The sequence below is a fragment of the Pseudoalteromonas sp. genome, assembly GCF_018402495.1.
Lineage (GTDB): Bacteria > Pseudomonadota > Gammaproteobacteria > Enterobacterales > Alteromonadaceae > Pseudoalteromonas.
Genome location: NZ_JAGYIU010000001.1, coordinates 585,953 through 601,326, shown reverse-complemented (window position 1 = coordinate 601,326; position 15,374 = coordinate 585,953). Strand labels below are relative to the sequence as shown.

12 protein-coding genes are annotated in these 15,374 nt (G+C 40.8%); 8 read left to right on the top strand and 4 right to left on the bottom strand.

Features of this window, described 5'->3' with window-relative positions:
* Positions 1–20 precede the first annotated feature (20 nt).
* Positions 21–500 (bottom strand): leucine-responsive transcriptional regulator Lrp, encoded by a 480-nt coding sequence (gene lrp, locus KG708_RS02760; RefSeq protein WP_008110073.1) that lies wholly within the window; start codon positions 498–500, stop codon positions 21–23.
* Between the two features lie 139 nt (positions 501–639).
* On the opposite strand from lrp, the gene ald reads away from it, so the two are divergent.
* A complete protein-coding gene (gene ald, locus KG708_RS02755) occupies positions 640–1,761 on the top strand; it encodes an alanine dehydrogenase (protein WP_055011832.1) in 1,122 nt (373 codons plus the stop codon).
* Between the two features lie 108 nt (positions 1,762–1,869).
* Here ald and pssA read toward each other — a convergent pair whose 3' ends face one another.
* Entirely contained in the window at positions 1,870–3,195 is a 1,326-nt protein-coding gene (gene pssA, locus KG708_RS02750; RefSeq protein ID WP_213608019.1) for a CDP-diacylglycerol--serine O-phosphatidyltransferase, read from the bottom strand.
* Between the two features lie 264 nt (positions 3,196–3,459).
* Between pssA and trxB the strand changes: the two genes are divergently transcribed.
* The 5 genes from trxB to infA all read left to right on the top strand — a co-directional run bounded on the left by trxB (position 3,460) and on the right by infA (position 9,412).
* Positions 3,460–4,410 carry a thioredoxin-disulfide reductase gene (trxB, locus tag KG708_RS02745; RefSeq protein WP_008110078.1) on the top strand — a complete coding sequence of 317 codons (951 nt, stop codon included), beginning with the start codon at positions 3,460–3,462 and terminating at the stop codon, positions 4,408–4,410.
* Positions 4,411–4,705: 295 nt separating this feature from the next.
* The gene (locus KG708_RS02740; protein ID WP_213608018.1) at positions 4,706–7,519 is read left to right on the top strand and encodes a bifunctional aconitate hydratase 2/2-methylisocitrate dehydratase; all 2,814 of its coding nucleotides are present in this window, start codon (positions 4,706–4,708) and stop codon (positions 7,517–7,519) included.
* A 170-nt stretch (positions 7,520–7,689) separates the two neighbouring features.
* Complete coding sequence (aat, locus tag KG708_RS02735) at positions 7,690–8,406, top strand: leucyl/phenylalanyl-tRNA--protein transferase (protein WP_213608017.1); 717 nt, start codon at positions 7,690–7,692, stop codon at positions 8,404–8,406.
* Positions 8,399–9,103: an arginyltransferase gene (locus tag KG708_RS02730; RefSeq protein ID WP_213608016.1), complete on the top strand. Its 705-nt coding sequence runs from the start codon at positions 8,399–8,401 to the stop codon at positions 9,101–9,103. Before aat ends, KG708_RS02730 begins: the two co-directional genes overlap by 8 nt.
* 90 nt (positions 9,104–9,193) lie before the next feature.
* Entirely contained in the window at positions 9,194–9,412 is a 219-nt protein-coding gene (infA, locus tag KG708_RS02725; protein WP_002962494.1) for a translation initiation factor IF-1, read from the top strand.
* Positions 9,413–9,604: 192 nt separating this feature from the next.
* Here the strand turns inward: infA and clpA are convergent, their stop codons facing one another.
* Both clpA and clpS read right to left on the bottom strand, forming a co-directional pair.
* A complete protein-coding gene (gene clpA, locus KG708_RS02720) occupies positions 9,605–11,866 on the bottom strand; it encodes an ATP-dependent Clp protease ATP-binding subunit ClpA (protein ID WP_213608015.1) in 2,262 nt (753 codons plus the stop codon).
* Between the two features lie 68 nt (positions 11,867–11,934).
* The gene (clpS, locus tag KG708_RS02715) at positions 11,935–12,243 is read right to left on the bottom strand and encodes an ATP-dependent Clp protease adapter ClpS (RefSeq protein ID WP_213608014.1); all 309 of its coding nucleotides are present in this window, start codon (positions 12,241–12,243) and stop codon (positions 11,935–11,937) included.
* Positions 12,244–12,452: 209 nt separating this feature from the next.
* Here clpS and cspD point away from each other — a divergent pair, with 209 nt between their 5' ends.
* Both cspD and KG708_RS02705 read left to right on the top strand, forming a co-directional pair.
* Entirely contained in the window at positions 12,453–12,671 is a 219-nt protein-coding gene (gene cspD, locus KG708_RS02710; RefSeq protein WP_013464751.1) for a cold shock domain-containing protein CspD, read from the top strand.
* 454 nt (positions 12,672–13,125) lie between these two features.
* The gene (locus KG708_RS02705; RefSeq protein WP_213608013.1) at positions 13,126–15,348 is read left to right on the top strand and encodes an NADP-dependent isocitrate dehydrogenase; all 2,223 of its coding nucleotides are present in this window, start codon (positions 13,126–13,128) and stop codon (positions 15,346–15,348) included.
* The last annotated feature ends 26 nt before the right edge of the window (positions 15,349–15,374 follow it).

Below are 15,374 nucleotides of genomic sequence, written 5' to 3'. Positions count from 1 at the left end.
TTACTGCTGTTACTCTATCATTAAGCAACAAAAGGACGGATCACCACACCCTCTTCACCTTTTACTTCTTCCATGACTACATAGGTGCGGCTTTCACTCACATTGGGCAATTTTAATAGTATATCGCCGAGCACGCCTCGGTATTCTGACATGTCGTTAACCCGGGTTTTTAATAAAAAGTCGAAATTACCCGAAACCAAATGACATTCTATAATCTCTTCATGCTTTCTCACAGCAGCACTAAATTCTTCAAATACGTCAGGTGATGTTTTGGTAATGGTTACTTCCACATACACAGAAAGCCCTTGGCCAAGCTTGGCGGGATCAACCACTGCTTTATAGCCTAAAATATACCCTTCTCGTTCAAGCTTTTTCACTCGCTCTAGACAGGGCGTGGCGCTTAGGCCAACTCGTCGGGCCAGTTCAACATTTGACAAGCGGCCATCGAGTTGTAATTCGACTAAAATCTTGCGATCAATACGGTCTAATAAGTTATGCATAGCTTTTTAGTTTTTTATTCTAATAAAATTGATTTAACAGATATTAACACTACAAAGACATTAAAAAAAGGTGAGACACACTACCCTAGCATGAATATAATAGTGAAAAATTTTTATCCCGTTCTAACAAGGCAAAATTATGATTATTGGTGTACCTAAAGAAATTAAAAACCATGAGTACCGTGTAGGTATGGTTCCTGCGAGTGTTCGCGAACTTGTAAATCACGGCCACCAAGTGATTGTTGAAACGAATGCTGGTATGGGCATTGGTTTTACAAATGATGATTATGTTCAAGCAGGCGCTGAAATTTTAGAAACAGCTGCTGACGTTTTTGCAAAAGCAGAAATGATCATCAAGGTAAAAGAGCCACAAGCTGTTGAACGTGCAATGTTACGTGAAGACCAAATTCTTTTCACTTACCTTCACCTTGCACCGGATCTTCCACAAACTGAAGACCTTGTTAAAAGTAAAGCAATCTGTATTGCTTATGAAACAGTGACTGATGCACGCGGCGGTTTACCACTATTGGCACCAATGAGTGAAGTAGCGGGTCGTATGTCTATTCAAGCAGGTGCACAAGCGCTAGAAAAAGCAAACCACGGTCGTGGTATGTTACTAGGTGGTGTACCAGGTGTTGAGCCAGCTAAAGTTGTTGTTATTGGTGGCGGCATGGTTGGTCGTAGCGCTGCACAAATGGCGGTTGGCTTAGGTGCTGAGGTTGTTGTACTTGACCGTAACATCGACGTACTACGTGCACTAGACGCACAGTTTGGTAACAAAGTTAAAGCTATTTACTCAACAGCTGACGCGCTTGAAAAGCACGTACTAGAAGCTGACCTAGTAATTGGTGGCGTGCTTATCCCAGGTGCTGCTGCACCTAAACTAGTGACTGCTGAACACATCAAAGCAATGAAGCCTGGTGCTGCAATTGTTGATGTTGCGATTGACCAAGGTGGTTGTATTGCAACCTCTAAAGCAACTACGCACGCTGATCCTACTTTCATCGTTGATGAAGTTGTTCACTACTGTGTTGCTAACATGCCAGGTGCTGTACCACGTACATCTACGTTTGCACTTAACAATGCAACATTACCGTTCATCATTAACCTTGCAAACAAAGGTTACAAAAAAGCACTACTAGATGACGCTCATTTCTTAAAAGGCTTAAACGTAATTAAAGGCCAAGTAACTTACAAAGAAGTAGCTGAAGCATTCAACATGGAATATGTTGACCCACGCACTGCAGTAGAAAACGCTTAACTATTATTGTTACCGCTTATACCTAAGTCATTATTTAGGTATAAGCATTAAAAAAGCAGCTAACTAGCTGCTTTTTTTGTATCTAAATTTTAGATTTATACACTGGGGTTATATAAACCGTTTGATAATAAAATCGACTTTTACGCGCTTAGCTTGACCAAGCAGTTTTTTCACCGGCTGCGGGTAATCGTCCATGGTTTCTAAATCATCTGGGCCGGTTAAACGACGGCAATGCTTTAAAATTTCTTGGCGTTCATTATCAATATCGCGCATGATAGATTGTTCAGGGTCTTCTATCAGGATGCCATTTTCGATATCCAGCCCCCACGCGCGCGGATTTAGGTTATGCCCGCTAAGTAAATGCACTTTACGGTCACAGCAAATCCCTTTTAGATGAAACGAATTACTCTCGTGTTTCCACAGGTATACGTTTAGGTTGCCATTATCTATGTGGCGTTTTTGCGATTTTACAAACTTGTGCAAAATTGTTTCGTACAAATACGGTAATGCGCCTATTTTACTAAATGGCTCGCTAGGTGGCAGGTAAAAATCGTTAGCGGTTTTATCACCCACCACAATAGTGACGTTTTTACCTTGCTTTAATAAGCGACGTAAAGAGCGCATTAATGGCGCTGGGAAATTAAAATACGGCGTGTACAACACCAACTCTTGCTCGGTGGTATCAAACAGCGCTTTAATTAAGCGATTAAGCTCGTTATTACGACGCCCTAAGCCTAAAAATAAACGAATACCCAATGCATGTGAATTAAACTCTTGCGCATTTTTGTAGCTTGCCGATTTAAGCTCACGCATAAGTTGCTTTTGTTCAAGCTTAAAGTCAGCCATACGTTTAAGCGGTCGTTGATCGAGGCGTGGCACAGCTGCAGAGCTAAGCAAAGTCGATTCTATAAAATCAACTATCGAGTCACATAATTCGCTTTGCGATACTAAAAAGTAGCGATCGAGCCGGTATCGGTCGCTATATTGCAAATACACATTATTTAAACTGGCACCACTGTAGAGCAGTGTGTCGTCAATAACAAAGCCTTTTAAATGCAACACCCCAAACAGTTCTTTTGCCTTTACGGGGACACCATACACTTGAACGTTTGAATTAAATTTTTCTAAATCGTCGCAATATAAGCTTGCATTGCCCTCTGACTTTTGTGCACCAATTAAACCGCGTTGCGCACGGTGAAAGTCCACCAATACTTTTATCTCAAGCGCAGGGTTAGCTAACGATGCACTGTGTAGTGCGGCTAAAATCTCACGACCCGCTTCATCATCTTGTAAATAAAGTGTGGTGATATAAATTCGTTTTTTTGCGTTGGCAATTAAATCTAACAATTGCGTACGGTATTCTTGCGCATTGGTTAAGACGTTAACGTCTTTTGAAGTCAACCCAAATGCGGGTTTCTCTTGCCAAAATAACATAGTTGCCTATTCACTTAGGTCACATAATTAAGCAGTGACAAATCAAAATTAATTAAAAGATAACAAAAAAAATCAGACTGGTCATGAATAAACGTCGTTTTATTATCTAACAGTCTATTTATTAGGCGGGTGTTGCTTTTAGTACACATTAATGAACAGCTTAGTAATTTGCAAAAAAAAATAATCTCATCTTTTATTTACTTCTTACTTGTTTTTCTTAGAATCGGGCGCATTAAAATCGTATTAAACGTTTAGGAAAAGATCATGACTGAAGCAAAACACTGTAAGTTACTTATTTTAGGCTCAGGCCCTGCAGGCTACACAGCCGCAGTTTACGCCGCTCGCGCCAATTTAAACCCTGTTTTAATTACAGGTATTCAACAAGGTGGCCAGCTAACAACCACTACTGAAGTTGAAAACTGGCCAGGTGATGCGCACGGCTTAACGGGCCCCGCATTAATGGATCGTATGAAAGAGCACGCTGAACGCTTTGAAACTGAGATAGTGTTCGACCACATCAATAAAGTTGACGTATCTAAGCGCCCTTTCACACTAACCGGTGACCAAGGTACTTATACGTGTGATGCATTAATTATTGCAACGGGTGCGTCAGCTAAATATTTAGGCCTAGAATCTGAGACTAATTTCCAAGGTCGTGGTGTATCTGCGTGTGCAACCTGTGACGGCTTTTTCTATAAAGGCCAAAAGGTAGCGGTTGTTGGTGGTGGTAACACGGCGGTTGAAGAAGCGTTATACCTGTCTAACATTGCTGATGAAGTTCATGTTATTCACCGTCGTGACAGTTTCCGTAGTGAAAAAATTCTGGCTGACCGCCTTGCTGAAAAAGCGGCAAACGGTAACGTTGTAATGCACTACAACCGTACATTAGATGAAGTTCTAGGCGACCAAATGGGTGTAACTGGCGTTCGCATTAAAGATGTAGCATCAGATGCTACTGAAGAGCTTGATTTAGCGGGTGTGTTTATTGCCATTGGCCACAAGCCAAACACCGATATGTTTGAAGGTCAGCTAGAAATGAAAGACGGCTACTTAGTGGTTGAATCTGGTCTTAACGGTAATGCAACACAAACTAGTGTGCCAGGCGTATTTGCTGCCGGTGATGTGTCTGATCATATTTACCGTCAAGCAATCACTTCTGCGGGTACTGGCTGTATGGCTGCACTTGATGCAGAACGCTTTTTAGATAATCTGTAATTTAGAATCTAAATTAGAAAAGGGCTGAATTTTCAGCCCTTTTTTGTGCCCAAACATAACTGTACTCACACCAAAATTCATTGTACTTATAATTGAAATTAGTTTTATTTATACAATTAATGGCTTAGGTGCGATAGGATCTAAGGGTGAGCAACGAATACCGTCAAATTATATAAGTAAAACTAGCTATAATTATCGTCAGGAATAAAAGCTTTATTCATTTAGGCATTACTAGAGACTGTAAAATCAGTTAAAATGCTTAACTTCATATCAAGTAAATTACCGAGAGTTTTCTATGAGTTTGTATACAAAATATATGGAAGAAATCCAAACCCGTAAAACGGAGCTTGGATTAAGCCCACAACCAATCGATAGCGCTGAACTGGTATCAGAAATAATTAATCAAATTAAAGATACTAATAACGAGCACCGTAAAGATTCACTGCATTTCTTTATTTATAATACTTTACCTGGAACAACCAGTGCTGCGGGCGTTAAAGCACAGTTTCTAAAAGAAATCATTTTAGGTGAAGAGCACGTTGCAGAGATCACTCCAGAATTTGCATTTGAACTGCTTTCACACATGAAAGGCGGCCCGTCAATTGAAATGCTAATTGATTTAGCATTTGGTGATGACGCAGCAATCGCAGCACAAGCCGCTGAAGTACTTAAAACTCAGGTATTCTTATACGATGCTGATATGGAGCGCATAAAAGCGGCCTACGAAGCAGGTAACGCAATTGCTAAAGAATTACTAGAGAGTTTCTCAAAAGCTGAATTCTTCACAAAACTACCTGACATCGAAGAAAAAATCGAAGTAGTAACTTACATTGCTGGTGAAGGCGACATCTCAACTGATTTACTGTCTCCAGGTAACCAAGCACACTCACGTGCTGACCGTGAATTACACGGTAAGTGTATGATCACTGAAGAGGCACAACAAGAAATCGTTGAACTTCAAAAGAAACACCCTAATGCTAAAGTAATGCTTATTGCTGAAAAAGGCACAATGGGCGTTGGTTCATCTCGTATGTCTGGTGTAAATAACGTTGCACTTTGGGCGGGTAAACAAGCAAGTCCATACGTTCCTTTCATCAACATTGCACCTGTTGTTGCAGGTACTAATGGTATCGCACCAATCTTCTTGACGACGGTTGATGTAACCGGCGGTATTGGTCTTGATCTTAAAAACTGGGTTAAGAAAGTAGATGCAGACGGCAATACTGTAACTGATGAAAATGGCGATGCAGTGCTTGAAGAAGCTTATTCAGTTGCCACAGGTACTGTATTAACAATCAATACAAAAGAGAAAAAGCTTTATAACGGTGATAAAGAACTTGTTGATATTTCATCAGCGTTCACACCGCAAAAAGTTGAATTTATGAGAGCCGGTGGTTCTTACGCTGTAGTATTTGGTAAGAAACTACAAACGTTTGCTGCTGAAACGCTCGGCATTGAAACTCCACTTGTGTATGCACCTTCAAAAGAAATTTCACACGAAGGCCAAGGCTTAACAGCGGTTGAAAAAATCTTTAACCGTAATGCAGTAGGTGTACTATCAGATACGCCACTTCATGCAGGCTCAAATGTTCGCGTTAAAGTGAACATCGTTGGTTCGCAAGATACAACCGGTCCAATGACAGCACAAGAACTAGAAGCGATGGCGGCTTCAACGATTTCACCACTTGTTGATGGTGCTTATCAGTCTGGTTGTCACACTGCATCAGTATGGGATAGCAAAGCACAAGCAAATATTCCAAAACTAATGGCGTTCATGAATAAGTTTGGTTTGATCACTGCACGTGACCCGAAAGGCGTTTACCATGCAATGACTGACGTTATTCACAAAGTATTGAACGACATTACAATTGATGATCGCGCTATCATCATTGGTGGTGACTCGCATACACGTATGTCTAAAGGCGTTGCCTTTGGTGCCGATTCAGGTACTGTTGCTGTTGCACTTGCAACGGGTGAATCAGCGATGCCAATTCCTGATTCAGTTAAAGTGACGTTTAAAGGCAAAATGGCTAAGCACATGGATTTCCGCGACGTTGTCCATGCAACGCAAGCGCAAATGCTTAAGCAATTTGGCGGCGAAAACGTATTCCAAGGTCGTATCATTGAAGTGCATATTGGTACCCTTATGGCTGACCAAGCGTTTACTTTCACTGACTGGACTGCAGAAATGAAAGCGAAAGCGTCAATCTGTATTTCAAATGATGAAACGCTAATTAAGTCAATTGAACTTGCTAAATCACGTATCCAAATCATGATCAACAAAGGTATGGATAACGAAGCGCAAACGCTACAAGGTCTAATCGACTTAGCTGACAAGCGTATTGCAGGTATTCAATCTGGTGAAGAGCCAGCACTTTCTCCAGACGACAACGCTAAATACTACGCAGAAGTTGTGGTTGATTTAGACCAAATCGTTGAACCAATGATCGCCGATCCAGACGTAAATAACGACGATGTTTCTAAGCGTTATACTCACGATGTGATCCGCCCTGTTTCTTTTTACAACGACAAACCTGTTGATTTAGGTTTCGTTGGTTCGTGTATGGTTCACAAAGGCGATATGAAAATTATTGCTCACATGCTGCGTAACCTAGAAAAGAAAAACGGTTCTATCTCATTCAAAGCACCATTAGTTGTTGCGCCACCAACATACAACATTGTTGATGAGCTTAAAGCGGAAGGCGACTGGGATATTCTTGCTAAATACGCGGGTTTTGAATTTGACGATGAAAAACCAAAAACAGCGGCACGTACTAAGTATGAAAATATCTTATACCTAGAACGCCCTGGTTGTAACCTATGTATGGGTAACCAAGAAAAAGCAGAACCTGGTGATACTGTTATCGCAACATCAACTCGTCTGTTCCAAGGCCGTGTAGTAGCCGATACATCTGAGAAAAAAGGTGAGTCACTACTAGGTTCTACGCCGGTTGTAGTACTTTCTACAGTACTTGGTCGTTTCCCGACTATCGAAGAGTATAAGTCTGCGGTTGAAGGCATTGACCTTACATCGTTTGTACCTGTTGAAGAAGCGATGACAACTAAGTTTAACGCTGGACAAGCAGTACCTGTAAAAGTGGTTAGCTAATCCGATTAGTTAATGGTTCAATTAAGCGCGTTTTAAACGCGCTTTTTTTTGCCTAACAAAAATAGCGCTTAGAAAGTAAATCCTATGTAGTGACACAATAATTTGTGGTTTGTGATTTTAAAGCAACAGGTTACACTTTATCTTGACCATGCAGTTATTCAATCGGTGTTATGACTAAACAACTCTATCAACTCGCTCAAAGCCACTTTGCTTTTCCTGATCCCAACCATGCATTAGATGATCCCGATGGTTTACTTGCCATTGGTGGATGCTTATCGGTAGCGCGATTAAAAAATGCCTACAGCCAAGGTATTTTTCCGTGGTTTAGTGAGCACGAGCCAATTATGTGGTGGTCACCTAGTGAACGCGGTATTGTTGAGCTCAATGACTTTCATGTTAGTAAAAGCCTACGTAAGCATTTAAAAAAGCACCCGGTCACCGTAACCATAAACCATGCCTTTGAAGAAGTGATAGAAGCATGTCGCGATCAACGTATTGATACCGATGGCACCTGGATCACTCCGCATATGCAACAGGCGTACATTAATGCCCATCACAATGGCCTAGCTCATAGTTTAGAGGTTTGGTGCGAGGGAGAGCTTGCAGGTGGCTTATATGGCATCATGCAAACCGGTGTTTTTTGTGGTGAATCAATGTTTCATCATCAAACAAATTGCTCCAAACTGGCTATGTGGGCGCTGGTTAATTGGCTTAAACGCCATAATGCGCATTTTATTGATTGCCAATTAGAAAATCCTTATTTAATGTCGTTAGGTGCTAGCGTTATTCCACGTGAAGAATTTTTAACTAAACTTAATAAAGCACAATGTTACACCCCACCTGACAGCATGTGGCAACCACAGGAGCTATTAGCGATTTATGAATGAACAACTTCCCGCTCGTATTGGCCTAAGCCAACCATTTGAATGCAGTTATTTGCCTAACCGCCAAGAGCAACTGTTGGTCATACTCGATCCAAGTTGTTACAGCAGCAATAAGTTTGAGTCATTATTAGGATTGGGCTTTCGTCGCAGTGGTAACCAAATTTACCGTCCGCACTGCCCTATTTGCAGCGCGTGTAGTTCTGTGCGCGTTTTAGCAAACGAGTTTATGCCGACAAAATCGCAAAAACGTAAACTTAACAAAGCAAAAAACCGCTTTGAGGTAAAATATTCTCAAGTTGAACGCGAACAATACTACCCACTTTACAATAAATACATTAGTTTACGTCATCAAGACGGTTCTATGTACCCACCTGATAAATCACAATTTCAAAGTTTTTTGTTTTGTAGTTGGTTAACCATTACTTTTATTGAACTTTGGGATCAAGATAACTTAGTGGCTGTTGCTGTAACTGATTGTATGGACAACGCTATTTCGGCAATTTATACATTTTTTGACCCTGACTATGAACACTTTAGTTTAGGCACTGTAATGATATTACAGCAACTTAAATTTGCTAAACTACAACAAAAACAATTTGTTTATTTAGGCTACCAAATAGATGAATGCGACAAAATGAACTATAAAACGCAGTTTTTACCTGCTCAAAAACAGTGCAATGACCAGTGGCTGGCTATTTAATTTACAAAAATAGCCCCTGCGCCTTTACTTATTGGCGTATTTTGGGCAAAATCTGCAGCGTTTAACTATTAAAGAGGTGTTACGCTAAACATGGCGAAAGAAGACGTAATCGAAATGCAAGGGACAGTCCTTGATACTTTACCAAATACAATGTTCCGAGTTGAGCTAGAAAATGGTCACGTAGTTGTGGCTCATATTTCAGGTAAAATGCGCAAAAACTATATCCGTATTTTAACCGGCGATAAAGTAACGGTAGAAATGACTCCTTACGATTTATCGAAAGGTCGTATCGTATTCCGTGCTCGCTAAGTAAGTGCGTAAACGAGATTTAGTTTTTGGCTAGTGCAAACTAGCTTTAAGCGTTTATTAAATGTAATTAATGGATAATCGCCAGTAATTACATTTAATAAACAAAAAACCCAGCCTTTGCTGGGTTTTTTGTTGTCTATTTCTTTGGCAAATAAAAAAGCCTGCGCGAAGCAGGCTTTTGTATATCGACCATTAGGCAGGGGTTAAATCACTTTCGTAATCAAAACGCAGCTTTTTATCTTTAACCGATACTTTTACCGTACCGCCAGAAATTAGCTCGCCAAACAGTATTTCGTTAGCCAATTGCTTTTTAAGGTCTTCCTGAATAACACGTGCCATAGGACGTGCGCCCATTGCTTTGTCATAGCCTTTGTCAGCCAACCATTCACGTGCTTTAGACGTCAGCTCAAGATTAACTGATTTCTTGTCTAGTTGCGCTTGAAGCTCCACAACAAACTTATCAACCACTTGTAAAATAACGTCTTTATCGAGATGATTAAACCAAATAATGTTATCTAAGCGGTTTCTAAATTCTGGTGAAAATACTTTGTTAATTTCACCCATTGCATCGTGTGTATGGTCTTGCTCACTAAATCCAATCGACTTACGTGTGGTTTCTTGTACGCCCGCATTGGTTGTCATTACCACAACGACGTTTCTAAAGTCGGCTTTACGGCCATTATTATCAGTTAGCGTACCGTGATCCATAACTTGTAATAAAATGTTGTAGATATCTGGATGGGCTTTTTCAATTTCATCCAACAATACTACCGCATGTGGGTTTTTGATCACAGCTTCTGTTAGTAAGCCGCCTTGTTCAAAACCAACATAACCAGGAGGCGCACCAATTAAACGGCTCACCGCATGGCGCTCAACATATTCAGACATATCAAAACGAATAAACTCAACGCCCATACACTTAGCTAGCTGCTTAGTGACCTCTGTTTTACCTACCCCTGTTGGGCCTGCAAATAAGAACGACCCTACCGGTTTGTTCTCGTTCGCTAAGCCAGAGCGCGATAAACGAATGGCAGAGGTTAATGCATCAATAGACTGATCTTGTCCAAACACCAACATTTTTAAGTTACGGTCTAAGTTTTTCAGCGTTTCTTTGTCAGAAGACGACACATTTTGCGGCGGAATACGCGCCATTTTTGACACTATCATTTCGATATCAGAAACATTAATGGTTTTCTTGCGCTTAGATGTAGGTAGTAAACGTTGGCTTGCACCTGCTTCATCTATGACATCAATCGCCTTATCCGGCAAATGGCGTTCGTTAATGTACTTAGCGCTTAGCTCAGCAGCTGCCTTTAACGCTTTTTGCGTATAACGAATACCATGATGTGCCTCATAACGCTCTTTTAGGCCGTTAAGAATTTTAGTGGTGTCTTCCACGCTAGGTTCAAGCACATCAATTTTTTGAAAACGACGTACCAAAGCGCGATCTTTTTCAAAAATGTTTTTATATTCGCCATAGGTGGTAGAACCCATACAACGTAATTGCCCACTTGAAAGCAGTGGTTTAATTAAGTTTGAGGCATCCATCACCCCACCCGATGCAGCACCTGCACCGATAATGGTATGAATTTCATCTATAAATAAAATAGAGCCCGGTTTAGCTTGTAACTCTTTTAATAAGCTTTTAAAGCGTTTTTCAAAATCGCCTCGGTATTTAGTACCGGCAAGCAAAGCGCCCATATCTAATGAATAAACAACCGCATCAGCAATAACTTCAGGCACTTGTTCGTTAACAATACGATACGCTAACCCTTCTGCAATGGCGGTTTTACCTACGCCGGCTTCACCAACCAGTAGTGGGTTGTTCTTTTTGCGCCGACACAGCACTTGTACTGTGCGCTCTACTTCGCTGTCGCGACCAACAAGTGGGTCAATATTGCCCTCTTTGGCTTGAATGTTAAGGTTGGTGGTAAAACTATCAAGTTTGCTCGCTTCTTCACTAGAGACTTCTTGTACCTCTTCGTGAATATCGTCAGCGTCATCTCCAAGCTCATCATCACTTTTAGCGATACCATGAGAAATAAAGTTAACAATATCAAGGCGAGAAATATCGTTCTTTTTAAGTAAATACACTGCTTGGCTTTCTTGTTCAGAAAAAATAGCCACCAGCACATTCACGCCAGTTACTTCATTTTTACCCGAAGATTGCACGTGGAATACCGCACGCTGTAACACACGCTGAAAACCAAGTGTCGGCTGGGTTTCGCGATCTTCTTCCAAATCAGGAATAACCGGCGTGGTTTCATCAATAAATTCAAGTAACTCTGTTTTTAGTCCAGAAACGTCAACACCACACGCGTTGAGCGCTTCACCCGCTGATGGATTGTCGAGTAGAGCTAATAAGAGATGCTCTACAGTCATAAACTCATGACGACGTGTACGCGCTTCACGAAACGCAGTGTTCAAAGTTAGTTCTAAGTCTTTATTTAGCATTGGCAACCCCTTACAGAGATAATAATTTTATACCGCACATCAAAGGCAAAAGTTCACCTTTGTGGTATTTATTCCTGCTCACAACTACATAGCAGTGGATGCTCGTTATCCCTTGAGTAGCGGTTAACTTGCTCAGCCTTGGTATGCGCTACGTCGGCGCTATAAACACCGCATATGCCCTTACCTTGCTGATGTACTTGCAGCATCACATCAGTTGCTCTATCGCTATCCATATTAAAAAACGTCATCAAGACTTCTATTACAAAGTCCATCGGCGTGTAGTCATCGTTGTTTAACACAACTTTGTATTTTCGCGGTGGCTGCAACTTTTGCTTTTCACTATCGCGAACGGTGTCTATAACACCAGAATCTTTCATACCACTCATAATTAAATATAGTCTTGTCTTTATAACTCAAGCAAACTTGAATAAAAAATAAATAAAATGTTAAAAAAATAACACTAAACACTTGACTGAGTGATTAAATAAACTACAGTCAAATAGTGATTGGCTACACCTTAGTCAGTCTAGCAAACAATACAGTTTAGGATAACTAAATTAGTCAACTTATAGAAGGATGTAGAAGTATGGCTTGTGGTAAAGTCAAATGGTTCAACAACGCCAAAGGTTTTGGTTTCATCGTAGAAGACGGTTGCGAGAACGACATTTTTGCTCATTACTCCACTATTGTAATGGACGGATACAAGACACTTAAAGCTGGTCAAGATGTTACCTTCGAATTACAACAAGGCCCAAAAGGTCTACACGCTACTAATATTGCCCCCAACGGTGATATTTTAGAGTGATTGTAAATATGAGACTAAAGCGAGCGACCTATTTAGATCCTCGCTTAATTCCCCAAAAACGCCCTATCACCTACGTTTAAATTGCCTCATTGTTTGTAAATTCAACCCTACTCCTTGATTTTATTTTATCTACCCCAATAATTTCACTATTAGATGTTTAACTGCTGGCGTTTAGCGCGTAATCCTAGCCCTTTTTAGCCAAGCTTGTTACACTCTTTATCCTGTAAAACGTAATTACTTTAGCCTAATGGCTAGTTTGTATTTACATAAATTTTAGTTATAAAAGACACTAGTCCGTCAGGTGTGATTATTCTTACCTTGTTTAGGTTATACGAGTACCAACACCTAACAGACTACTCATTGCATACATTAATACTTTATTTATAAGGTATTAGGCGATGATTTCTTTGCATTGTTGAATTTGGCCAATGCGGCCTACTATCTAGGAATGATGATGACATCAAAAATTATCTATACAAAAACGGACGAAGCTCCGGCATTAGCAACGTATTCGTTGTTACCAATTATCCAAGCGTACACAAATGCGGCAGGTGTTGAGGTTGAAACACGCGATATCTCACTCGCTGGTCGTGTTATTGCGAGCTTCCCGGATTACCTAACAGAAGAACAACGCATTGGTGATGCACTTGCAGAACTTGGCGAAATGGCAAAAACACCAGAAGCTAACATCATTAAATTACCGAATATCAGTGCCTCAGTTCCACAACTTCGCGCTGTAATTAAAGAGCTTCAAGAAAAAGGTTATGCACTTCCAGAATATCCTGTTGAGCCTAAAAACGATGAAGAAAAAGCGATTCAAGCCGCTTACGACAAAATTAAAGGTAGCGCAGTAAACCCAGTTCTTCGTGAGGGTAACTCTGACCGTCGCGCACCAAGTTCAGTAAAAGAGTATGCACGTAATAACCCACATTCAATGGGGGCATGGAGCAAAGATTCACAGTCGTATGTTGCAAGCATGGAAGAAGGTGACTTCTTTGGTTCAGAGCAATCACTAACTGTTGAGCAAGCGACGGATGTTCGTATCGAGCACGTAGCTGCAAACGGCGATATCACTGTACTTAAACAAAGCACTCCGCTACTTGCTGGTGAAGTTATTGATGCATCACGTATTAGCGCTGCAAAATTACAAGCATTTCTAGAAGCTGAAATTAACGCTGCTAAAGAAAAAGGCGTATTATTTTCGCTTCATATGAAAGCGACTATGATGAAAGTATCTGATCCAATCATCTTTGGTCACGCTGTAAAAGTATTCTACAAAGATGTATTTGCAAAACACGGTGCACTTTTTGAAGAGCTAGGTGTTGATGTAAACAACGGTTTAGGCGATGTATACGCTAAAATTCAAACTTTAGATGATGCAAAACGCGCTGAAATTGAAGCAGACATTGACGCCGTTTACGCTGACCGCCCTGCAATTGCAATGGTTGATTCTCATCGCGGTATTACAAACTTACACGTACCAAGTGATGTGATCATCGATGCTTCTATGCCTGCTGCAATTCGTTCAAGCGGTCAAATGTGGAATAAAGACGATAAATTACAAGACACAAGCTTTGTCATTCCAGATCGTTGTTACTCAGGCGTTTACCAAGCAACCATTGATTTTTGTAAAGAGCACGGTGCATTTGATCCTACGACTATGGGTAGCGTACCAAACGTTGGCCTTATGGCTCAAAAAGCAGAAGAGTACGGCTCACACGATAAAACATTTGAAGCAAAAGCTGACGGCACGATTCGTGTTGTAGACACAAAGGGTAATACCTTACTTGAGCACAGTGTTGAGCAAGGCGATATCTGGCGCATGTGTCAGGTTAAAGATGCACCTATTCAAGATTGGGTTAAACTGGCAGTAAACCGTGCCCGCGCAACAGGTAATCCGGCTATTTTCTGGTTAGATGCAGAGCGTGCACACGATGCTGAGCTAATCAAAAAAGTAAACAAGTACTTACCAGATCACGATACAGCTGGCCTAGATATTCAAATTTTATCGCCAATGGATGCAACCTTGCTATCACTTGCACGTATCAAAGAAGGGAAAGACACAATATCTGTTACCGGTAACGTATTGCGTGATTACCTAACAGATTTATTCCCAATTTTAGAATTGGGTACTAGTGCTAAAATGCTTTCAATTGTGCCGTTAATGAATGGCGGCGGTTTATTTGAAACAGGCGCTGGTGGCTCTGCTCCTAAGCACGTTCAACAATTCGAAAAAGAAAACCACTTACGTTGGGATTCTTTAGGTGAATTTTTAGCACTTGCTGCATCGCTTGAGCACTTAAGTACCACAACAGGCAACAAAAAAGCGCAAGTACTTGCTGATACGCTTGATAAAGCTACCGGCACATTCTTAGCAGAAAACAAGTCGCCTTCACGTAAAGTAAAAGAGATTGATAACCGTGGTTCTCATTTCTTCTTATCTTTATTCTGGGCACAAGAGCTTGCCAAGCAAAATGATGACAGCGAGCTTAAAGCGCAATTTACACAAATTGCTAGCGACCTTGAAACTAACAAAGAGCAAATCGTTAGCGAGCTAAACGATGCACAAGGTCCTGCAATGAACATTGGCGGATACTTCCAGCCAAATGACGATGCAGCTTTTAAAGCAATGCGCCCAAGCGCAACATTTAACGAGATTTTATCTAAACTGGTATAAATCAATTAAATGAATTAAAAGGCGCT

Bases quoted from the DNA above. Each gene is read 5' to 3' on its own strand.
- clpS (WP_213608014.1), bottom strand. From the start codon at position 12,243: ATGAAAGATTCTGGTGTTATAGACACCGTTCGCGATAGTGAAAAGCAA.
- trxB (WP_008110078.1), top strand. From the start codon at position 3,460: ATGACTGAAGCAAAACACTGTAAGTTACTTATTTTAGGCTCAGGCCCT.
- KG708_RS02730 (WP_213608016.1), top strand. From the start codon at position 8,399: ATGAATGAACAACTTCCCGCTCGTATTGGCCTAAGCCAACCATTTGAA.
- infA (WP_002962494.1), top strand. From the start codon at position 9,194: ATGGCGAAAGAAGACGTAATCGAAATGCAAGGGACAGTCCTTGATACT.
- clpA (WP_213608015.1), bottom strand. From the start codon at position 11,866: ATGCTAAATAAAGACTTAGAACTAACTTTGAACACTGCGTTTCGTGAA.
- ald (WP_055011832.1), top strand. From the start codon at position 640: ATGATTATTGGTGTACCTAAAGAAATTAAAAACCATGAGTACCGTGTA.
- KG708_RS02740 (WP_213608018.1), top strand. From the start codon at position 4,706: ATGAGTTTGTATACAAAATATATGGAAGAAATCCAAACCCGTAAAACG.
- aat (WP_213608017.1), top strand. From the start codon at position 7,690: ATGACTAAACAACTCTATCAACTCGCTCAAAGCCACTTTGCTTTTCCT.
- KG708_RS02705 (WP_213608013.1), top strand. From the start codon at position 13,126: ATGACATCAAAAATTATCTATACAAAAACGGACGAAGCTCCGGCATTA.
- lrp (WP_008110073.1), bottom strand. From the start codon at position 500: ATGCATAACTTATTAGACCGTATTGATCGCAAGATTTTAGTCGAATTA.
- cspD (WP_013464751.1), top strand. From the start codon at position 12,453: ATGGCTTGTGGTAAAGTCAAATGGTTCAACAACGCCAAAGGTTTTGGT.
- pssA (WP_213608019.1), bottom strand. From the start codon at position 3,195: ATGTTATTTTGGCAAGAGAAACCCGCATTTGGGTTGACTTCAAAAGAC.